Annotated in this window: 16 protein-coding genes; 8 read left to right on the top strand and 8 right to left on the bottom strand. The window is 71.0% G+C overall.

Going from position 1 to position 20109, the window contains the following annotated elements; genetic code table 11:
* Window positions 1-29 precede the first annotated feature (29 nt).
* Window positions 30-713, top strand: a complete 684-nt coding sequence (locus KIK09_RS50965) for a type 1 glutamine amidotransferase (protein WP_214326838.1) — start codon at window positions 30-32, stop codon at window positions 711-713.
* On the opposite strand, the gene KIK09_RS50970 is transcribed toward KIK09_RS50965, so the two are convergent.
* Window positions 691-1233, bottom strand: a complete 543-nt coding sequence (locus KIK09_RS50970; protein WP_214326839.1) for an HXXEE domain-containing protein — start codon at window positions 1231-1233, stop codon at window positions 691-693. The genes KIK09_RS50965 and KIK09_RS50970 overlap by 23 nt on opposite strands.
* Window positions 1234-1308: 75 nt before the next feature.
* Between KIK09_RS50970 and KIK09_RS50975 the strand changes: the two genes are divergently transcribed.
* Window positions 1309-4242: a bifunctional [glutamine synthetase] adenylyltransferase/[glutamine synthetase]-adenylyl-L-tyrosine phosphorylase gene (locus KIK09_RS50975; RefSeq protein WP_214326840.1), complete on the top strand. Its 2934-nt coding sequence runs from the start codon at window positions 1309-1311 to the stop codon at window positions 4240-4242.
* 34 nt (window positions 4243-4276) lie between these two features.
* Here the strand turns inward: KIK09_RS50975 and KIK09_RS50980 are convergent, their stop codons facing one another.
* Both KIK09_RS50980 and KIK09_RS50985 read right to left on the bottom strand, forming a co-directional pair.
* Window positions 4277-4888, bottom strand: coding sequence for a tetratricopeptide repeat protein (locus tag KIK09_RS50980; RefSeq protein WP_214326841.1), 612 nt, complete (start codon window positions 4886-4888; stop codon window positions 4277-4279).
* A complete protein-coding gene (locus tag KIK09_RS50985) occupies window positions 4888-5265 on the bottom strand; it encodes a hypothetical protein (RefSeq protein WP_214326842.1) in 378 nt (125 codons plus the stop codon). The genes KIK09_RS50980 and KIK09_RS50985 overlap by 1 nt, the downstream gene beginning before the upstream one ends.
* A 417-nt stretch (window positions 5266-5682) precedes the next feature.
* Between KIK09_RS50985 and KIK09_RS50990 the strand changes: the two genes are divergently transcribed.
* Window positions 5683-6717, top strand: a complete 1035-nt coding sequence (locus KIK09_RS50990; protein ID WP_214326843.1) for a hypothetical protein — start codon at window positions 5683-5685, stop codon at window positions 6715-6717.
* A 42-nt stretch (window positions 6718-6759) separates the two neighbouring features.
* Entirely contained in the window at window positions 6760-7284 is a 525-nt protein-coding gene (locus KIK09_RS50995) for a Stk1 family PASTA domain-containing Ser/Thr kinase (protein WP_214326844.1), read from the top strand.
* On the opposite strand, the gene KIK09_RS51000 is transcribed toward KIK09_RS50995, so the two are convergent.
* Window positions 7281-8096 (bottom strand): LysR family transcriptional regulator, encoded by an 816-nt coding sequence (locus tag KIK09_RS51000; RefSeq protein WP_308164795.1) that lies wholly within the window; start codon window positions 8094-8096, stop codon window positions 7281-7283. The genes KIK09_RS50995 and KIK09_RS51000 overlap by 4 nt on opposite strands.
* 82 nt (window positions 8097-8178) lie before the next feature.
* Between KIK09_RS51000 and KIK09_RS51005 the strand changes: the two genes are divergently transcribed.
* Together KIK09_RS51005 and KIK09_RS51010 are read left to right on the top strand one after the other, a co-directional pair.
* The gene (locus KIK09_RS51005) at window positions 8179-9450 is read left to right on the top strand and encodes an MFS transporter (protein ID WP_214326846.1); all 1272 of its coding nucleotides are present in this window, start codon (window positions 8179-8181) and stop codon (window positions 9448-9450) included.
* A 9-nt stretch (window positions 9451-9459) separates the two neighbouring features.
* On the top strand, window positions 9460-10098 hold the full coding sequence (locus KIK09_RS51010; protein ID WP_214326847.1) for an NUDIX hydrolase: 639 nt from the start codon (window positions 9460-9462) through the stop codon (window positions 10096-10098).
* On the opposite strand, the gene KIK09_RS51015 is transcribed toward KIK09_RS51010, so the two are convergent.
* The 4 genes from KIK09_RS51015 to KIK09_RS51030 form a co-directional block, all read right to left on the bottom strand.
* Window positions 10092-11654 (bottom strand): hypothetical protein, encoded by a 1563-nt coding sequence (locus KIK09_RS51015; protein ID WP_214326848.1) that lies wholly within the window; start codon window positions 11652-11654, stop codon window positions 10092-10094. The two genes, KIK09_RS51010 and KIK09_RS51015, sit on opposite strands and share 7 nt — an antisense overlap.
* 58 nt (window positions 11655-11712) lie before the next feature.
* Complete coding sequence (locus KIK09_RS51020; protein ID WP_214326849.1) at window positions 11713-12615, bottom strand: DUF4231 domain-containing protein; 903 nt, start codon at window positions 12613-12615, stop codon at window positions 11713-11715.
* An 81-nt stretch (window positions 12616-12696) separates the two neighbouring features.
* Window positions 12697-14121: a type I glutamate--ammonia ligase gene (gene glnA, locus KIK09_RS51025; protein ID WP_214326850.1), complete on the bottom strand. Its 1425-nt coding sequence runs from the start codon at window positions 14119-14121 to the stop codon at window positions 12697-12699.
* 92 nt (window positions 14122-14213) lie between these two features.
* The gene (locus tag KIK09_RS51030; protein WP_214326851.1) at window positions 14214-15176 is read right to left on the bottom strand and encodes a hypothetical protein; all 963 of its coding nucleotides are present in this window, start codon (window positions 15174-15176) and stop codon (window positions 14214-14216) included.
* 60 nt (window positions 15177-15236) lie between these two features.
* On the opposite strand from KIK09_RS51030, the gene KIK09_RS51035 reads away from it, so the two are divergent.
* Together KIK09_RS51035 and KIK09_RS51040 are read left to right on the top strand one after the other, a co-directional pair.
* Entirely contained in the window at window positions 15237-15698 is a 462-nt protein-coding gene (locus tag KIK09_RS51035; RefSeq protein WP_214326852.1) for an RDD family protein, read from the top strand.
* An 85-nt stretch (window positions 15699-15783) separates the two neighbouring features.
* Window positions 15784-20106: a GH92 family glycosyl hydrolase gene (locus KIK09_RS51040; RefSeq protein ID WP_214326853.1), complete on the top strand. Its 4323-nt coding sequence runs from the start codon at window positions 15784-15786 to the stop codon at window positions 20104-20106.
* Window positions 20107-20109: the final 3 nt, after the last annotated feature.

The raw sequence follows: 20109 nt of genomic DNA on the forward strand, positions 1-20109 counted from the left end.
TCCCGGCTTTTAGGGGATAAATTACGCACATGCGGATCACCGTCATCGAGCACGAGGCCGGCGCCGGGCTCGGGTACCTCGAGCGCTGGCTGGGGCTCGAATGCGACGTCGTCCGGCCGTACCTGGGGGACAGCGTTCCCGAGCGGGCCGCCGACGGGCTCATCGTGCTCGGCGGGGCGGCCGACGCCTGGGACGACGAGCGCTCGCCCTGGCACCCCGCCACGCGTGACCTGCTGCGGCGCGCGGTGGAGGAGTCCACGCCCACGCTGGCGATCTGCCTGGGCGCCCAGTTGATGACGATGGCCTGCGGCGGAGTCGTCGGGCGCGGCGGCAACGGCCTCGAGGTCGGCCTGCGCGAGGTGCGCCCGCTGCCCGCCGCCGCCTCCGACCGCATCCTGTCAGGAGTCGGTACGGCTGCCGCCGTCCAGTACCACCAGGACGCCATGACCCGGCTGCCGGAGGGCGCGGTGCCGCTCATGACCGGGGACCAGTATCCGCACCAGGCCTACCGCATGGGCGAGGCCGCGTGGGCGGTCCAGTTCCACCCCGAGGCCACCCCCGAGATCTTCACCACCTGGACCTCCGCCGCCGACCTGGACGGCGCCGAGGACCTCAACGCCGAGGTCAAGGCGGCCGAGGACCGCCTCATCGCCACCTGGCGCCCCGTCGCGGAGGCCTTCGCCGAAGTCGTCAGAACCGCCGCTCCCGCCTAGCACCGCGAGGAGCCCTGCGGGACAGGGCGTGGGCCGCCGCGTGGACGCCGGCCGTGACCAGCGGGAAGATCGCCAGACCCGCCACGGTCGAGGAGGCACCGCCGGTGTGGACCCCGGCGGCCTTGAGCCGGCGCCAGGCCCACCATGAGAACGGCAGCACCACCAGCGGCGCCGTGACCGCGCCCGGCGTGTAGCCCCGGGCGGCCGCCGCCTGCGCCAGGTGCACCACCCCGTGCAGCCCGAAGGCAGCCAGCACCGCCTGGAAGGCGGGACTGCGACCGCCGGTGCGCGCGCCGAGCGCCGACGCGCCCGCCATGACGCCGCCCATCAGCCCGATCGCCACGTTCACGTGCCCCTGCGACACCTCGAGCCGCTCCCACGGAACCCACGGGTACCGCTCCCCGAGCCGGTCCTTGGCCGTGCGCGACCACGAGGCCATCGTGGCCAGCTCCTCCGCGTCGTGCACCATCCAGGCCGCCAGCAGCCCCCAGGTCACCGCCGCGGGAACCTTCTCGCCCATCGTTTCGACCTCCCAGAATACAACGCAACGTTGCGTTGCATTCTCATCATACGGCAGTGCTGCGAAGATGGAGAGGTGCCCAGGATCGAGTCCACCGCAGCCCGCCTGGCCAAGCTCGGCTTCGCCGACGGTGCCCGGGCCGCCCGTCTCGTCGAGGCCGCGGGAGTCGACCTGGACGACCTGCTGCCCGCGCTGGTCGACGCCGCCGACCCCGACCTGGCGCTCACCTCGCTGACCAGGCTGGCCGAGCGCGATCCGGCCGCCCTTGACGCCATCCGCGCCGACGAACGCGTCCGTACCCGCCTGGTCGCCGTGCTCGGCGTGAGCGCCGCACTGGGTGAACACCTCGTCCGGCATCCGGGCCACGTGGAGCTGCTCGCCGTACAGGATCTGCCGGAGCCGCGCGCGGACCTGCTGCGTGCCGTCGGCGCCGATCCCGCCGAGGAGGACCCGCGGGCCGACGAGGCGGACGCGCTCGTGGCGTTGCGGGTGGCCTACCGGGGGCGGCTGCTGCGGCTGGCGGCGCTCGACCTGACGGGAGAGCTGACGCTGTCCGAGGTGACGGGCGAGCTGTCGGACCTGGCGGGCGCCGCGCTGGAGGGCGCGCTGGCGATCGCGCGGGCCGAGGTGGGCGACGACGACGTACGGCTGGCCGTCATCGGCATGGGCAAGTGCGGCGCCCGCGAGCTGAACTACATCAGCGACGTGGACGTGATCTTCGTGGCCGAGCCGCGCGACGGCGCGGATGAGACCAAGGCGCTGCGCACCGCCACCCGGCTGGCCCAGGCGATGATGCGGGCCTGCTCGGCCGCCACGCCCGAGGGCGCGCTGTGGGAGGTCGACGCGGGACTGCGCCCGGAGGGCCGCTCGGGGCCGCTGGTGCGGACCCTGGCCAGCCACCTGGCCTACTACCGGCGCTGGGCCAAGACCTGGGAGTTCCAGGCGCTGCTGAAGGCCAGGCCGGTCGCCGGCGACGCCGAGCTGGGCGAGGCGTACGTGTCGGCGGTCAACGAGCTGGTCTGGTCGGCCGCCACCCGCCCCCACTTCGTCGAGGACGTGCAGGCCATGCGCCGCCGCGTCGAGGAGCACGTGCGCGCCGAGGGAGAGCGCGAGCTCAAGCTGGGACCGGGCGGCCTGCGCGACATCGAGTTCGCGGTGCAGCTGCTGCAACTGGTGCACGGCCGGCTCGACCAGCTGCTGCGCCGCCGCGCCACGCTGCCCGCGCTGGCCGCCCTCTCCCGCGGCGGCTACGTGGGCCGCGACGACTCCAGGAGCCTGGCCGAGGCCTACACCTTCCTGCGCCAGGTCGAGCACCTGCTGCAGCTGCACCGGCTGCGCCGCACCCACCTGCTGCCGACCGCGCCCGAGGACCTGCGCAGGCTCGGGCGGGCGTTCGGCGCGCACACCGACCCGGTCGGCGAGTTCACCGCCCGGTGGAAGCGGCACGCCAGGGAGGCCAGGCGGCTGCACGAGAAACTGTTCTACCGCCCGCTCCTGGAGGCGGTCGCGCGGCTGCCGGAGTCGGAGGCCCGGCTGTCGACCACGGCGGCGGCCGCCCGGCTGCAGGCCCTGGGATACGTCGACCCCGAGGGCGCGCTGCGCCACCTCGCCGCGCTGACGACGGGCGTGTCCAGGCGGGCCGCGATCCAGCGCACGCTGCTGCCGGTCATGCTCGGCTGGTTCGCCGACTCGCCCGACCCTGACACGGGGCTGCTCGGGTTCCGCCAGATCAGCGACAAGCTCGGCACCACCCCCTGGTACCTGCGGCTGCTGCGCGACGAGACCGCCGTGGCCGCCCGGCTGGCCCGCGTGCTCGGCACCTCCCGCTACGCCACCGGCCTGCTCATGAACGCGCCCGAGGCCGTCGGCATGCTCGGCTCGGACGCCGACCTCGCCCCCCGCCCCGCCGACGCGTTGCTCGGCGAGCTGTCGGCCGCCGTCTCACGGCACGGCGGCCACGCCGAGCCCGCCGTCGCCGCGGTGCGCGCCGTCCGCCGCCGAGAGCTGTTCCGTACGGCTGTCGCCGACATCTCCGGGCTGCTCGAGATCGAGCCCGTCGGGGTGGTGCTCTCCGCGCTCAACGACGTCACCATCCAGGCCGCGCTCGACGTGGCGCTGTCCAAGGTGGCGGCCGATCGTGGCGCGCCGGTGCCGACCCGGTTCGCGGTCATCGCGATGGGCCGCCTGGGCGGGATGGAGTGCTCCTACGCCAGCGACGCCGACGTGATGTTCGTCCACTCGCCGCTCGGCGACGAGCGTGAGGCCACCGACGCCGCCTTCGCGGTGGCCAACGAGCTGCGCCGCCTGCTGGCGCTGCCTGCCCCCGACCCGCCGCTGATCGTCGATCCCGACCTGCGTCCCGAGGGCCGTCAGGGGCCGCTGGTGCGCACGCTGGCCTCCTACCGGGCCTACTACGCCCGCTGGTCCTCGCCGTGGGAGTCGCAGGCGCTGCTGCGCGCCCGCTTCTCCGCGGGCGACGCCGCGCTCGGCGCCGAGTTCGCCGTGATGGTCGACGAGATCCGCTACCCCGCGGGCGGGCTCAACGAGGACGCGGTGCGCGAGATCCGCCGGCTCAAGGCCCGCATGGAGGCCGAACGCCTGCCCCGCGGCGCCGATCCCGGCCTGCACACCAAGCTCGGACCCGGCGGCCTTTCCGACGTGGAGTGGGTCGCGCAGCTGCTGCAACTGCGCCACGCGCACGACCGCCCCACGCTGCGCACCCCCCGCACCCTGCAGGCGCTGCGCGCGGCCGTCGCCGAACGGCTGCTCGACGCGACCGACGAGGCGACCCTGGCGGAGTCCTGGAGCTTCGCCTCCCGCATCCGCGACGCCATCATGCTGGTCAAGGGCCGCCCGGGAGACAGCGTCCCCGCCGACGCCCTCGAACGGCGCCGCCTGGCCCAGACGCTGGGCTACCCGCCGGACGGCTCAGAGGACTTCCTCGACGACTACCGCCGCGTCACTCGGCGGGCTCGTCAGGTGGTGGAGCGGGTGTTCTACGGCTCGTGAAGGATTTCACGGCTTCGCCGGGCGTGACGGCAGGTCACCGCCCTCGTTCCTGAGCCGCTCCAGATCGGCCCGCGCGTCCGCGACGACCAGATGCCCGGGATCCAGCACGCCGTCCGCCAGAGCCAGAATGTGTGGCCTGCTCGCGAGCCTGTTCCCTGTCCACGCCGATGAGACAGATGGCCAGCTCGATGCGGGCCGCCGTCGTCACGGGATCCTCCGGACCCAGTTCCCCGGTCAGGTCGGCGATCGTCCGCTCGAAGAAGGGCACGGCGCTGCCGTACTCCTCCGCGGCCTGGTAAGCCCGCGCGAGCTCCCAGCGGGCGTTGACGTTCCAGTCGTTCTCGGGGCCGAACAGGCGCTCGGCGTCGGCGAGCCGGCTCAGCCGCAGGGCCAGGGCGCGCTGGGGCTCATGCAGGAGGCCCAGCAGGGTGGCGCACGACTCGCGCAGCTTGTAGAGCCGCGGAGTGAGTGGCAGCACCTCGTAGACCGCGTCGGCCTGAGCGACCAGCGCCTCGATCTCGTCGCGGAACTCCCAGGCCGCGGGCCCGGACGGGATGCCTTGGAGATAGTCCTCGAGCAGGTCCAGGACATCCTCTACGCGCGGGGGACGGCTCTCCCTGATCGCGCGCTGCGTGAGGCGGTGCATCACGACCCCGGAGCGGTCCTGGGGTAGGCGTCGCCCTCGATACCGCGCAAGCCGTCCGCGAGCGGCTCGGCCCGCAGCGCGCGCAGGTAGCCGCCATATGACAGGCCGCGCTCCTCGATCACGGCGCCCGCCTGGGCCAGCGCGAGCGCCAGCCGGCCGAGCTCGGCGGCCAGTTCTGCGGCTCCTGCCGGATCGTCCAGGCCCGTCATCCGGCCCAGGAAGGCCACCGACTCCTCGGGCGCGAACACGCCGACGGGAACGGGGAAGCCGAGGCGGTCGAAGGCCCGGTCGCGGGTCGTGACCACCACCTGGACCCGGCCGGTGGCGGGAATCCACGGGCGCAGCATCGACACGTCCGCGGCGTTGTCGAACACCACCAGGCAGGGCTCCGCCGCGGCGGCCAGCCAGTCGCGGACGCGGCCATCGTCGTCTTGCCCACCCCGGCGCCGCCCGTGACCGAGCGCACGATCGTCTCGCCGTCCCGCAGCATCGCCAGGATCGCGGGCCGCTCGTGGAAGGACGGCAGGCGGTGCGGGATGTCGCCCACGACGACCTGCCGGGGTGCGGGTTGCGCGACGTTGACCGTATTCCGGTCGCCCGTAATCACGATCGCGTGGTCGCCTATCGCCCCTGCCACGACGGAACGCTCGCTTGAGGCGGTCGTCTCCGCAGCCTCGGAACGGTCGCCGGATGCGTCTCGGGGCATGGCCAAGGATGGTCGCGCGAGCCGTACATGCGCAAGCGACTGGCCAGAAGTGCCCCGGCAGGTGTATCAAAGCGCGGGGTGATCAATTTTGCTATCCGTTTACGTTGATCTGGCGCTGGGCCTGGTGCTCACCTTCCTGCTCCTGTCGTTGCTGGTGAGCGGGCTGAACGAGGGGCTCGTGCGGATGCTGAGCATCCGCGCCAAGTTCCTGTGGGCCTACCTCAGGGACACCTTGGACGGCACCGACGCCCAGGGACGGGCCTGGCTGCCCGCGGGGATCAAGGACGTGTTCGCCGTGCTGCCGTTCGTGCGCGACCCGCGACCGAAACACAGCGACCAGCCGGCGCCGGCCGAGTCGGAGCTGCCCGCGCACGAGAACAAGGCCGAGGACGCCATGACGAACCTGCTCTACGAGCGGGTCCGCGAAATCGACCATCCCACGACGGGCAAGACCAGCATCGCCAACATCCCGCCCGAGCGCTTCGCCACGGCCGTGATGGAGATGGCCGCGACCGAGGAAGGCGGCGTCGACGCCTTCCTGACCAGGCTCAAGGCCATGAACAGCCCGCTGTACGGCCACCTCAAGGGCGTGTGGGACTCCGCACAGCGCGACATGGAGCGCTTCAAGGAGGGCATGACCACCTGGTTCGACAGCGAGATGCAGCGCCTGTCGCTGCTCTACAAGCGCTACGTCAAGTGGGCGGTGGCCGCGCTCGGCCTGGTGGTGGTGCTGCTGTTCAGCGCCGACGGGCTGGAGTTCGCCAAGACGCTGCTGCGTGACAACGCCTTCCGCGCCTCCGTCAGCGCGGTGGCCGAGTCGGGGCCCGACGCCTACAGCGAGCTCAAGGCGCAGTGCCAGACGCAGCAGCCCGTCTCCTGCATCACCGACACGCTCAGCTCGCCCGCGCTGGTCAAGGTGCTCTCACACGCGATCGTCAGCGTCGACATCCCCGCCGAGGGCGACCCCAGCATCAAGTGGAACGGCGGCGAGTGGTGGAGCCGGATCACCACGCTCAGCCACTGGCCCGGCTACCTGCTGACCTACGTGGCGCTGCTGTTCGGCGCGCCGTTCTGGTGGGACCTGTTCCGCCGGATCACCGGGTTGAGGTCCAAGACCGGCTAAGCTCGGACTTGCTCCCCCTGGTCGGACAGACGGGGAGTTGTCATGAAGTCTCTGCTCGTGCTGGCGCTGGTGGCCGGTTGCGGGGTGAGCGCCGCCGCGGACCCGGTGCCGCAGGTCGTGGGCAAAGGGCTGGCGGTCGCCGACGACGAGCTGGCCGCGGCCGGGTTCAGGCGGATCAGGGCGATCGACGTCAGCGGACGCGGCCGGATCGTGCTGATACGCCGCGACTGGCAGGTGTGCGGCCAGCACGAGGACAGCGGCGAGATCCGGCTCGACGTGGTCAAGGTCGGCGAGGTGTGCCCCGACACCGTGGTCGTGCCCGCCGCGCCCGGGCTGATGCCCGACTTCACCGGCAAGAGCGTCCGCGTCGCCAAGGACTCCCTGCCGCCCAGGACCAGCATCAAGGTCCAGGACGCCAGCGGCAGCAACCGCCTCACGCTCATGGACGCCAACTGGCAGATCTGCCGCCAGACCCCGCCTGCGGGCGAGCGCCTCGACGGCCGCCCCGTCCAGCTCTGGGTCGTCAAGTACGGCGAGCGCTGCCCCCAGCCCGCGCGCCGGGGCTAACCGCTGAGCGCGTAGAGCACGTCACGCAGGGAGGACTCGCGGCTGCGCAGCCAGACCAGCCGCAGCGACAGCGTCGGCGCGTCGAACCCGAGCGGCACCAGCGCCCCCGAGGCCAGGTCCGCCTCCACCGCGAAGTCGGGCAGCAGGGACCTCCCGAGCCCCTGCCTGCTCCACTCCCGGGCGGTGGAGATGCTGGTCAGCTCCCTGCGCGGCACGTCCCCCGGGAAGATCCTGTCCACCGCCATCCTGATCGAGCATCCGGGCGGCGTCGTGAGCAGCGTGTCCTCCTCCGACTCCGGCGCCGCCACCATGATCAGCGACACCTGGCCCACGTCGATGAAGTCCAGGCCGGGCGGCGAATCGAAGCCCAGCCCGCCGATCCGCAGCCCCGAGTCGAGCAGCAGCGCGGCGTCCAGCCCGCCCTCGGCCACCTCCTCGAGCAGCTCGCGCCGCGGCAGCGCCCGCACGTGCACGTCCAGGTCCGACAGCTTGCGCACCACGGCCGGCAGCCGGGTCGCCACCAGGCTCTCCAGGGCTCCGATGCGCACCCGCCGCCGGGTGCCCGTCACGGCCCGCCGTACCCGCTCGGCGTGGTCGAGCAGCTCCTGGGCGTGGGAGAGCAGGATCGTGCCCTGCTCGGTCAGCCGCATGCCGTGCGGGGTACGGTCGAAGAGCTTGACCTGCAGGGTCCCTTCCAGCCTGCGGATCTGCTCGGAGACCGAGGCGGGCGCGAGTCCGAGCGCGGTCGCGGCGCCGTTGACGCTGCCGGTCCCGGCTACAGCGACAAATCCCCGCAGATGTCGCAATTCCACACAACCAGCATACGGTTCCGCCTGATGCCCTCCACGGGTCGGCCTGTTGTGTGGGCGGGCCGGGTTTCCGCAGGCTAAGGGCATGATCTCTCCCCGGCGATTCCTGGGATTCTCCCTTGCCTATTTCCTGGTGCTGCTCGACACGACCGTGCTCACGATCGCGCTGCCCGACCTGCGTGCCGACCTCGGCGGGACGCTGGCGGGCCAGCAGTGGGCGGTCAACGCCTACACGGTCGCCTTCGCCGCGGCGCTGCTGACCGGCGGGGCGGTGGCCGACCGCTACGGCGCGGCGCGCGTGTTCCGGCTCGGTGTGGCCGCGTTCGGGGTGCTGTCGCTGCTGAGCGCCGCCGCGCCGGCACTCGGGGCTCTGGTCGGGCTGCGCGCGCTGCTCGGCGTGGCGGGCGCGCTGTGCCTGGGCGGTTCGCTGGCGCTGGTGGCCGAGCTGTACCCGCAGGCCGCCGGCAGGGCCAGGGCGATGGGCCTGTGGGCGGCGATCACCGGCACCGCGCTGGCGGCGGGACCGCTGCTGGGCGGCCTGCTGGTCGACCTGTACGGCTGGCGGGCCGTCTTCCTGATCAACCCGCCCGTCGCGCTGCTGTCACTGCTGGCCGTACGAGGGCTGCGCTCGCCGGCGGGCGGGCGGCGGATCGACTGGGCCGTCCAGATCCTGGCCTGCGGGTTCCTCGGTCTGCTTGCCGAGGCGCTGATCGACTCCTCGGTCCTGGCTGCGGTCCTGGCACCGGCCGCGCTGATCGCCCTGGTGCTGGTGGAGCGCCGCAGCCAGGCGCCCGCGCTGCCGGGCGGGCTGCTGCGCGCGACGTGGCGGGAACTGCTCGCGGGCACGGTGGCCACCTTCGCCTTCGCGGGCGCGCTGTTCGTGCTCACGCTGCGGCTGCAGGACGGCGAGGGGCTCTCACCGCTGGCCGCCGGGCTGGCGTTCCTGCCGCTCACCCTGCCGATGGCGGTCAACCCCGTGCTCACCGGGCGGATCGTCGCCAGGTTCGGGGCGCGCCCGCCGATCCTGGCCGGCCTCGCCCTCCTCGCGGCCGGCCTGGCGGGCCTGGCGCTGACCGACGTGCTGATCCCGTGGCTGGTGCTGACGGGCCTCGGCCTGTCGTTCTGCCTCCCGGCCCTGGTCGCCGGCATGATCGCCGCAACTCCCGCGGGTACGGCGGGCACCGCGGGCGGCGTGCTCAACGCCGCCCGCCAGGTGGGCGCCACCATCGGCGTGGCCGTCCTGGCCCGCGTCCCGAGCCCGCTCACGGCCGCCGCCGTCCTCGTCGCGCTCGCCGCCCTGGCCTACGCCGTGAGAGGCAGAACCGTGACACTCCGCAGCGAGACGACCGCGCTGTAAGTTGTTGCGATGCGGCCCAATCCCTCCCTCGTCCGATACCGGACGCTGCGCAGGCGACACCCGGACCTGTTCGCCAACCCGCAAGGCGCCGGCACGATCATCCTGGATCCCCGCGACGACTCCTTCGGCGTGCGCTACAAGGATGCCTACGTCACGCTCGTCAGGGACCGCGTCCGTTTCCCCGACGGCAGGATCGGCGCCTACGTCCGGCTCCTGCACACCTCGGGGATCGGCGGAGCGGCGATCCTCCCGGTGCGCGACGGCAAGGTGGTCCTCGTCCGGCACTTCCGGCACGCGACCAGGCGACGGCACTGGGAGATCCCCAGGGGATTCGCCGACCTCGGCGAGAGCTTCGAGGAGACCGCCAGGCGCGAGGCGGGCGAGGAACTCCAGATGCCCGGGATGCGGGTGCGCGAGCTCGGCCGCATGCACGCCGACAGCGGCCTCATCGGCACCGAGGTGGCGCTGTACTGGGCCGAGCTCGAAGGAGAGGTCACCGGCTTCGACGCGGGGGAGGGCATCGACCAGGTCCTGCTGGCGGACCCGGCGGAGCTCGACTCGATGCTGGAGCGGGGGGAGATCACGGACTCCTTCACCCTGGCCGCCCTCCTGCACGCCAGGCGGCTGCGGCTGAGCCCCTTTCAGTAGTCGACGGCTTCGTCCCCGCCCTCCACGGTGGCGTCGGTCTTCTGGCGCCGCCGTACCTCTGCCATCGTCTCCTCGCTCATGTGGGCCTCGAACTGGGCCACCAGGTCCTGCCAGAACCGCGCCGCCCTGTCGCCGGTGCGGCCCGTCAGGATCTGCGTGCGCGTGTCGAGGGCCTTGCCGAATCGGGCGACGCGGCGCCGCCGTTCCAGGGCGCGCAGCCCGACGCGGACGGTCACGTTCGCGACCTCGCTCGCGGCGGTGCTGGCCACCGCTCCCGCGACGACGACGTGGACCCCGTGCGGCCCGGTCGTGAACTCCAGCAGCGCGCCCGCCACGTCCACGCTCGCGACCAGCGCGAACGAGCGGGCCATGGGCAAGGGCTTGTCGGGACGCTCGCGGCCGGCCGCGATCCGGGTGGTCTCCGCGAGCAGGTCCACGTAGGCCGCGATCACCGCCGGCGCGCCTCGCCGCGGGTCGGCGAACCTGCCGAGCGGATCCTCCAGCATCCCCTTCATCAGCCTGACGTAGTCCGCCCACTGCCTGCTCGCCCGCACGTCCACCACGTCGCGCAGGGACAGTTTGGCGAACGTGTCCAGGTAGAGGTCCTCCGAGACGACCTCGAAGGCCAGGCCGCGGAGCAGCTCACCGATCTGTTCCGCGCTCACCTCCTGGGGACCGCGGCCCACGCTCCTCCACTCCTGCAAAGTGGCGCGATGCAAGGCGTCGGCTGGGGTGAGCGCGAGCGTCTCCAGCGCGACCGCCATGTTGGCGCTGTGCGTGAGGTCGATCAGCTGTTTGACGTAGGCGGTGAACGGCCTGCTCCGGTCGAACCTGCCCAGGATCGGCTCGCTCCGGTCCGCTGTCAGGAACTCCTTGTACATGGTTTCGCGGGTGGCGACCTTGTCCTCCACCGACAGCTGCACGCAGCGGGCCGCGACGTCGGCCAGCCTGCGTTTGATCGCGTGCGCCGTGTCGATGTCCACGCCCAGGTCGCCGGCCAGCGTGGGGCCGTACAGGTTGACCAGCGTCTGGGCCTTGCGGGTGAACTCCGCCGCTAACCGCTGCCTGATCAGGTCGCCGTTGAGCCCGTCGTCGTTCCAGGAGAGCCGCAGGCTGTGCACCTCGGCCTCCTCGGCGGTCGCCTCCCAGGCGTCCCAGCCCTGCTGCATGAAGGTGTAGTGGGGCGCGTGCTGGTCGACCAGGAACGCGGGCGGCTCCACGGGCGTCCGCTCGGCCAGCAGCATCTGCACGATCGCGCCCTGATCGAGCAGCTCGATGAAGCCGGCCCGGTTGGTCGCGCCGGGCAGGAAGTCCTCGAACAGCACCGGGTTGTTGTAGAAGAACGACCTGTTGATCACGACCTGGGTGCTGTTGATCAGAGAGCGGATGTACTCGCCGCGAACCGCGGCACGCAGCCGCTCCCGTACGTCGGAGAACTCGAGACGCTTGTCGATCATCTCGTGCAGGAGGTCAGGGGGAACCCACTGGTTGTCCAGCGACTGGGCCACGACCGCCATGGCGTCGATGTCGCCGGTCTCCAGCTTGCGGAATCGCATGGCCATAGCCCCCCTATCGAATGCCGGACGCTCTCCGTTACCAGGCGCGATCTCTCCGTCAGAGGCTTCGGCGAGAAGCACGCCACATGGTGTGCTCGCGGCTGATCGCCTCCTCCGCGTCGCTCGCCTCACCCGCCCAGACCTGCTCGTCCTGGACCAGCTCCAGCCGGGAACGCACGATGGACAGCTCGTTGGCGGCCACGGCGTAGGCCCTGGCCAGCGTATCGTGCTGCTTGATCGCCAGCCACGCCACGCCGACGCCGATCATCGCCGCGACGATGCCGGCCAGGTCGAACCTGATGTAGCCGAAGGCCCGCAGCAGCGCGGTCAGGATCCCCAGCACCTCGACGGCGACCAGCGTGAGCCCCCACCTGCGGGCGCGGCCCTGGTTCCACCGCGCCTTGCCGCTGTACCAGTCCTGCTGCTGGACGATCCGCTGCTGGATGTAGGCGCTCTTGCGCCCGTCCAAGGGAGAGGCGCGCAGATCGCGCATCGCCTGGCTGACGGCGGGCGCGGTGCTCGGCGCGATGCCGCTGGGCGGCGCGTCGTTCAGCAGGTCGTCCAGCCGGTCGATGACCCGCGTCGCGGCGGCGGCCTCGTCGCCGTCCTTGGGGAACGGGTCCGCGCCGACCGCGTAGCGCCAGGCGACCGTCCTGGCCGACTCGGCCAGCGCCCGCCCGTCGTACCAGGCCTGCTCCGGCTTCTCCGTCAGCAGCCAGATCTCCACGAACGCCGTCGCCGTCAGCGCGACCGCGGTGCCCGCCGCGGCCAGGTCGAAGGTGGTCCCGCCGGCCTGCAGGCTCAGCGCCCCTCCCGCCGCCGCCAGCAGCACGAACGCCAGCCGCGTGCGGGACGCCGTCAGGTACCGGCGCTGCCCGGCGAGCGAGGCCTGATCAGCGGCCTGGAAGAGGCCAGGGAGGGACGAGTCGGTCAGCTGCGTGCTCTCACTGGCCGACGACATGATCCGGAATCTACCCCGGCACCCACGCACGAGAAAGGCCGTCGACCGGATTCGGTCGACGGCCTTCTCAACGACGGCCGATCACACGTCGTAGTACAGCTCGAACTCGTGCGGGTGCGGGCGCAGACGGATCGGGTCGACCTCGTTCTCGCGCTTGTAGGACACCCACGTCTCGATCAGGTCCGGCGTGAAGACGCCACCCTCGAGCAGGTAGTCGTGGTCCTCCTCGAGCGCGTTGAGCACGTCGGTGAGCGACCCGGGCACCTGCGGGATGTTGCGCGCCTCCTCCGGCGGCAGCTCGTACAGGTCCTTGTCGACCGGCTCCGGCGGCTCGATCTTGTTGCGGATGCCGTCCAGACCGGCCATCAGCATCGCCGAGAACGCGAAGTACGGGTTGCACGACGGGTCAGGCACGCGGAACTCGATCCGCTTGGCCTTCGGGTTCGACCCCGTGATCGGGATACGGACGCAGGCCGACCGGTTGCGCTGCGAGTACACCAGGTTGACCGGCGCCTCGTACCCCGGCACCAGCCGGTGGTAGGAGTTGACCGTCGGGTTCGTGAACGCCAGCAGCGACGGCGCGTGCTTGAGCAGGCCGCCGATGTAGTACCGGGCCGTGTCGGACAGGCCCGCGTAGCCCACCTCGTCGTAGAACAGCGGCGAGCCGTCCTTCCACAGCGACTGGTGGCAGTGCATGCCCGAGCCGTTGTCACCGAAGATCGGCTTCGGCATGAACGTGACCGTGTGTCCGTACTCCAGGGCCGTCGACTTGATCACGTACTTGTAGAGCATGAGGTTGTCGGCCGTCTTCAGCAGCGTGCCGAACCTGAAGTCGATCTCCGCCTGACCCGCGGTGCCGACCTCGTGGTGCTGCATCTCCACGTCGATGCCGCACTCGATGAGGTTGCGCACCATCTCCGAGCGCAGGTCGGTGAAGTGGTCCATCGGCGGGACCGGGAAGTAGCCGCCCTTGTAGCGCGGCTTGTACCCCAGGTTGCCGCCCTCGGTGGCCTTGCCGGTGTTCCAGGCGCCCTCGATCGAGTCGATGTAGTAGTAGCCCGCGTTCTGCCTGGTCTCGAAGCGGACGTCGTCGAAGATGTAGAACTCCGCCTCCGGCCCGAAGAACACGGTGTCGGCGATGCCGGTGCCCTTGAGGTACTCCTCCGCCTTGCGGGCCACGTTGCGCGGGTCGCGGCTGTAGGCCTCGCCGGTCAGCGGGTCGTGCACGAAGAAGTTCAGGTTCAGCGTCTTGTGCTGGCGGAACGGGTCGACGACCGCGCTGGTCGGGTCGGGCAGCAGCAGCATGTCCGACTCGTGGATGGCCTGGAAACCGCGGATCGACGAGCCGTCGAACATCAGGCCGTCGGAGAAGACGTTCGCGTCGAAATTCTCGACAGGGAAGGTGAAGTGGTGCGTCGTCCCCGGCAGGTCCGTGAACCTGACATCGACGAACTGCACCCCTTCGTCCCTGATGAAGTTCAGGACCTCGTCGGCGGAGTTGAACACTCTCGAACCTCCCTGGGGACGTGTATCAGACCGACGCTATGGCGCAGCGGTTTCCGTCCCATGTCCCGATTGTTTCGCCGGTGTTAAGGGGCTCACGTGCCCGTCGACTTCGAACAGCCATGTCCTTCCGGCTCGTCGAGTTCGTAGGGATCCTGCGGAGGGCCGGTCGGATGCACCGTGTCCGGCGCCGAGTCGTCGTAGACCGGGTGGATGAATCCGTCGCGCGTGTCGCAGCGAGCCGGGGTGGCGCTGCCGCCCCACCTCCTCACCCAGAACACGACCCGTCCCCCATCGTGGAGGAGTTGGATCTCGCCCCTGGGGTGTGCGACGAGCCGCTCCACGGTGCTGGGTTGGCCGGGGCGCTGGATCGCGTAGACCACGATGTAGTTGGTCCGCACCACGGCGACGGTCCGCCCGTTGACCTTCTTGGTGCCGAGCGTCGTGGTGCCGTGCACCTTGATCACGTCGGTGGCGAGCTCCGCGGTCTTGGGCGCGAAGCTGTGGACCCAGATGCGCTGGTGCTTGCGGTACCAGGCGCGCTCGTCCTGCGGGAGCAGTCTGATGAAGGCCTCCGGCTTGCCGCCCATCAGAATCTTGCGGTTCAGGAACGCGGTCTCGAACAGCTTGCGCGCCTGGGCGAGCCCGGCCTTGACCTCCGCCTTGGAGGATCCGCCCAGCGCCTTGGCCTTCGGCGTCTGGAATCCGGCCATGCCGTCGGCGAAGTGCTCGGCCTTGGAGTCGGTGAACGGGCCCACCTGCCGCGGCGTCTCCACGACCGGCTGGGTCTCCTCGGGAGGCGGGACCGAGGCGGCCTGCCGTACCGGGGGAGGGGTGAGCAGGTCCGGGCGGTAGCTCAACACCAGGCCCGCGGCGGCGATCACCGCGGTCACCGCGGTCGCGGCCAGCAGCCCGCGGCGGGCCCGGCGCGGACGGCGCGCTTTGGGTGGCGCCTTCACACCCTTGACGGCCGAAGCGCGCATCTTGCGCTGCTCGTCGGCGTCGATCTGAGACACGAGCTCGTTGAAGCGCGCATCAAGGTCATCCCCGTGTGGCATGGCGTCCATGATGTTGCCCGTTGAGCAATTTTGGGTCACGACTGCGGATACCGTGGGGGCATGAGCAAGCAGGGGCCGCGTTGGACGCAGACCTGGTTGGGCGGGGTGCGTTCGGCCGGGTTCGATCTTGGGTATCCGGGGGAGCGCCTCGGGTTGCCCGAGGCGGGTAGCGGGTCGATCGCCGGGTGGGGGCGCAGGATCGGTGCGCTGGTCATCGACTGGATGATCTGCACCTGGGCGATCGCGCAGCTGATCTTGCGGATCAACCCCGTCGAGACGCCGTGGGCGCCTGTGCTGATCTTCGCTCTGCAGTACCTGCTGCTCGTGGCGCTGATGGGTCAGACCTTCGGGCACCGGCTCATGGGTATCCGGGTGGCGGCCATGGACGGGCGCTCGCCGCGGCTGCTGCCGGTCCTGGTCCGCACCGCCCTGCTGTGCCTGGCGATCCCCGCCCTCATCGCCGACCGCGACCACCGCGGCGTCCACGACCGCGTGTCCAACACGATGGTCGTGCGGATGTAGCCGCTACATCAAAGCGTGACATTTCGGGCCGTTGACAACGTTGTCTACTCGGGATCTTCTGTTGACAACGTTGTCAGGAGGTCCCATGCATCGGCTCGCGCTGGCAGCAGGTACGGCTGCCGCCCTCATGTTCCTGGCGTTACCCGCGGTGGCCACGGCGGATCCGTCGCCGCCCGCAGCGGCGGATCCGGCGCCGTCACCGCTTCCGTCCGACGCGCCGTCCGCGGCGCCCACGCAGCCCGCTCCCCTGCAGGAAGTGACCCCGCCGCCGGGCCTGGCCAGGAAGGCGCAGGTCAGCACCGCGCCACCGGGCGCACTGTTCTCCTCCTCCTTCGAGACCGGCGACCCCCAGCCCACCTGGGTCAACACCGTCGAGGACGGCACGAAGGCCGAGGGCGTCACCGGCAGCACCACCGGCGGCATCCCCGGCAACGTCACCGACGAGATCGTCGACGTCCAGGCCAGCGGCGAGTACACCGCCGCGGGTGAGGTCAAGGAGAACCTCTTCGACGGCGACGTCAACACCAAGTGGCTGGTCTTCGCGAACACCGGCTGGGTGTCGGCCAAGCTGTCCAAACCCATCAAGGTCGTCCGCTACGCCATGGCCTCGGCCAACGACCACGCCGAGCGCGACCCGCGCGACTGGGCGCTCGAGGGCTCCGACGACGGCCAGTCCTGGACCGCCGTGGACACCAGGCGCGGCGAGGTGTTCGACGCCCGCTTCAAGACCCGCGAGTTCGACGTGGCCCAGCCGGGGTCCTTCCTCTACTACCGGCTCAACGTCACCGCCAACGGCTCGGGGAACATCGTCCAGCTCGCCGAGCTGCAGCTGTCCGACGGCGACACGGCGCCCAAGCCGCCCAGCGACATGCGCAGCCTCGTCGGCGGCGGCCCCGCCAGCGGGTTCACCGCCAAGCCACGCGTCGGCTACACCGGGCTGAAGGCGCTGCGGTACTCGGGCAGCACGACGACCGACCACGGCGGCCACTCCACGAACAAGGTCTTCGACGTCGACATCCCGATAAATCAGGACACTGAGTTGTCCTATCTGGTGTTCCCCGAGTTCACCGGCGCCTCCCTGAGCTACCCGAGCACGTACGCCGCGGTCGACCTCGCCTTCGACGACGGCACCCACCTCAGCGACCTGAAGGCCGGCGACCAGCACGGCATCGCCGCGACCGCCAGAGAGCAGGGCGCGTCCAGGACTATCTACGCCGACCAGTGGAACCTCCAGCGGATCCGGCTCGGCGACGTGGCCAAGGGCAAGCGCGTGAAGCGCATCCTGGTGGGCTTCGACGCCCCGGCGGGGCCGCTGCCGTTCAAGGGCTGGTTCGACGACATCACCCTGCGCGACGTCTCCCCGCGGCAGCAGCAGGACCCCGTCGACGAGGTGATCACCACCCGGGGCACCCAGTCGACCGGCGGCTTCTCCCGAGGCAACAACTTCCCCGCCACGGCCGTCCCGCACGGGTTCAACTTCTGGACCCCGATGACCGGCTCCGGCTCCAACAGCTGGCTGTACGAGTACCACCGCAACGGCAACGCCGACAACATCCCCACGATGCAGGCCTTCGCCGCCAGTCACGAGCCCAGCCCGTGGATGGGCGACCGGCAGTCCTTCCAGGTCATGCCGTCGCTGCTGGCCAAGCCGAACCCGGACCGGGTCGCCAGGGCCACCCAGTTCCTGCACTCGGGCGAGACGGCCAAGCCGTACTACTACGGCGTCGACCTGCTCAACGGCATCCGCACCGAGATCGCGCCGGCCGACCACGCGGCCGTCATGCGCTTCACCTTCCCCAGCGACGGCGGCGGCAGCCTGATCTTCGACAACTACGACAACAACGGCGGCCTGACGATCGACGGCGGCGTCGTGACCGGGTACACCGACGCCCGCAGCGGGCTGTCGGCCGGTTCGACCAGGATGTACCTCTACGCCACGTTCGACCGGCAGCCAAGCAACGGCGGCAAGCTGACCGGCGCGGGCCGCGACAACGTCACCGGCTACCTGGCCTTCTCCGCCAAACAGGTGACCATGCACATCGCGACCTCGTTCATCAGCGTGGCGCAGGCCAAGCACAACCTGGAACTCGAGGACGGCACGTTCGACCAGGTGCGTGACAGGGCCAAGCAGGCCTGGGCCGCCAAGCTCGGCATCGTCGAGGTCGAAGGCGCCACCCAGGACCAGCGCACCACGCTGTACTCCAACCTCTACCGGCTCTTCCTCTATCCGAACTCGGCCTTCGAGAACACCGGTACGGCGGACAGCCCGCTCTACCGCTACGCCAGCCCGGTCGCACCCCGCACGGGCCCAGATACGCCTACCCAGACCGGCGCGAAGGTCGTGGACGGCAAGATCTACGTCAACAACGGCTTCTGGGACACCTACCGGACGGCCTGGCCCGCCTACTCGCTGCTCGCCCCCGAGGCGGGAGAGCTGGTCGACGGGTTCGTCCAGCAGTACCGCGACAGCGGGTGGATCGCCCGGTGGTCCTCGCCCGGCTACGCCGACCTCATGGTCGGCACCAGCTCGGACGTGGCCTTCGCCGACGCCTACCTCAAGGGCGCGAAATTTGACGCTAAATCCGCCTATGCCGCCGCGTTGAAGGATGCCACCGTTGTCCCGCCCAATGGCGCGGTCGGCCGTAAGGGCCTGCAGACGTCGATCTTCAAGGGCTACACGGCGCTGAACGAGGTCGGCGAGGGCATGTCCTGGGCGATGGACGGCTACATCAACGACTTCGGCATCGCCAACATGGCCGACGCCCTCGCCAAGCAGACCACAGGCCCCGAAAAGTCGAAATATCAGGAAGAAGCGGAGTACTTCCGGAGCCGGGCGCTCAACTACGTGAACATGTTCGACCCGAGTGTCGGCTTCTTCCAGGGCCGCGACTCGGCGGGCACCTGGCGCCGCACCAAGGCCGACTACGACCCGCGCGTGTGGGGCTACGACTACACCGAGACCGACGGCTGGAACATGGCCTTCCACGCACCCCAGGACGGCGTCGGACTCGCCGCCCTGTACGGCGGCCGGTCGGCCCTGGCCAAGAAACTGGACGACTTCTTCGCCACCCAGGAGACCGCCACGTACCCGGGTTCGTACGGCGGCGTGATCCACGAGATGCGCGAGGCCAGGGACGTCCGGATGGGCCAGTACGGGCACAGCAACCAGCCCTCGCACCACATCCCATACATGTACGACTACACCGACCAGCCGTGGAAGGCGCAGGCCAAGGTCCGCGAGGTCCTGTCCAGGCTGTACCTGGGCAGCGAGATCGGCCAGGGCTACCCGGGCGACGAGGACAACGGCGAGATGTCGGCCTGGTACGTCTTCAGCGCCCTCGGCTTCTACCCGCTCCAGGCGGGCAGCGCGTCCTACGCGGTGGGCTCGCCGCTGTTCACCAAGGCCACCGTCCACCTGCCCAGCGGCAAGGACCTGGTGATCAACGCGCGCGACAACAGCGCGAAGAACGTCTACGTGCAGAGCCTCAAGGTCAACGGGGTTCCCTGGACCTCGACCGCGCTGCCGCACGACGTGCTGGCCCGCGGCGCCGTCCTGGACTTCGCCATGGGCCCCGACTCCTCGTCGTGGGGCACCCCGCTCACCTCGGTCACCAAGGACGGCGCCCAGCCGGCGCCGCTGCACGACATCCCGGTGACGGGCGGCCCGGCCGCCCTGTCGGACAACACCTCGGCCACCGAGACGGCGTTGAACGGCGCCGTCCGGCTCCAGGCCGGCAGCCGGGAGCAGGTCACCTTCTACACGCTCACGTCGGGCGCCGCCAACGCCCCCGCCTCGTGGAAGCTGGAGGCGAGCTACGACGGCACCGCCTGGACCACGATCGACGAACGCGCGGGCCAGTCGTTCGCGTGGGCCAAGCAGACCCGCCCCTTCAAGATCGCCCACCCGGGCCGCTACGCCGCCTACCGCCTGACGGCGACGGGCACCGTGGCCGAGCTCGAACTCCTCGCCGCCCCCGACCCGGCCTGCACCCGCACCATCACGAGTGAGCACCGGGGACCGCTGGCGCTCACGTCGGGCACGACCTGCCTGGCCGCGGGCGCCACGGTCGAGGGACCCGTCTCGCTGGCCAGGCGGGCGTCGCTGCTCGCGCTCGACCACGCCACGATCACCGGCCCCGTCACGGCGGCGGGCGCGGGCACCCTCGCGCTGGCCGAGGCCACCGTGAACGGCCCGATCACCGCGACGGGCACGACCGTGTCCATCGAGCACACCACGGTCTCCGCCCCGATCACGCTCACGGCCAACCCCGGCCCGCTGGTCAGCGCCAGCACCGTCACCGCACCGCTGACCTGCGCCGCCAACAACCCGCCGCCGACCGACAACGGCCTGCCCAACGCGGTCAGCGGCCCCGCCAACGGCCAGTGCCAGGCCCTGGCCCAGAAGTAACCG

This window comes from Nonomuraea sediminis (genome assembly GCF_018531495.1).
Classification (GTDB): Bacteria; Actinomycetota; Actinomycetes; order Streptosporangiales; family Streptosporangiaceae; genus Nonomuraea; species Nonomuraea sediminis.

Excerpts from the sequence above, each read along its gene's own strand:
- KIK09_RS50965 (WP_214326838.1), top strand. The coding sequence starts at position 30 with ATGCGGATCACCGTCATCGAGCACGAGGCCGGCGCCGGGCTCGGGTAC.
- KIK09_RS50970 (WP_214326839.1), bottom strand. The coding sequence starts at position 1,233 with ATGGGCGAGAAGGTTCCCGCGGCGGTGACCTGGGGGCTGCTGGCGGCC.
- KIK09_RS50980 (WP_214326841.1), bottom strand. The coding sequence starts at position 4,888 with ATGCACCGCCTCACGCAGCGCGCGATCAGGGAGAGCCGTCCCCCGCGC.
- KIK09_RS50995 (WP_214326844.1), top strand. The coding sequence starts at position 6,760 with ATGAAGTCTCTGCTCGTGCTGGCGCTGGTGGCCGGTTGCGGGGTGAGC.
- KIK09_RS51005 (WP_214326846.1), top strand. The coding sequence starts at position 8,179 with ATGATCTCTCCCCGGCGATTCCTGGGATTCTCCCTTGCCTATTTCCTG.
- KIK09_RS51010 (WP_214326847.1), top strand. The coding sequence starts at position 9,460 with ATGCGGCCCAATCCCTCCCTCGTCCGATACCGGACGCTGCGCAGGCGA.
- KIK09_RS51015 (WP_214326848.1), bottom strand. The coding sequence starts at position 11,654 with ATGCGATTCCGCAAGCTGGAGACCGGCGACATCGACGCCATGGCGGTC.
- KIK09_RS51020 (WP_214326849.1), bottom strand. The coding sequence starts at position 12,615 with ATGTCGTCGGCCAGTGAGAGCACGCAGCTGACCGACTCGTCCCTCCCT.
- KIK09_RS51030 (WP_214326851.1), bottom strand. The coding sequence starts at position 15,176 with ATGCCACACGGGGATGACCTTGATGCGCGCTTCAACGAGCTCGTGTCT.
- KIK09_RS51035 (WP_214326852.1), top strand. The coding sequence starts at position 15,237 with ATGAGCAAGCAGGGGCCGCGTTGGACGCAGACCTGGTTGGGCGGGGTG.
- KIK09_RS51040 (WP_214326853.1), top strand. The coding sequence starts at position 15,784 with ATGCATCGGCTCGCGCTGGCAGCAGGTACGGCTGCCGCCCTCATGTTC.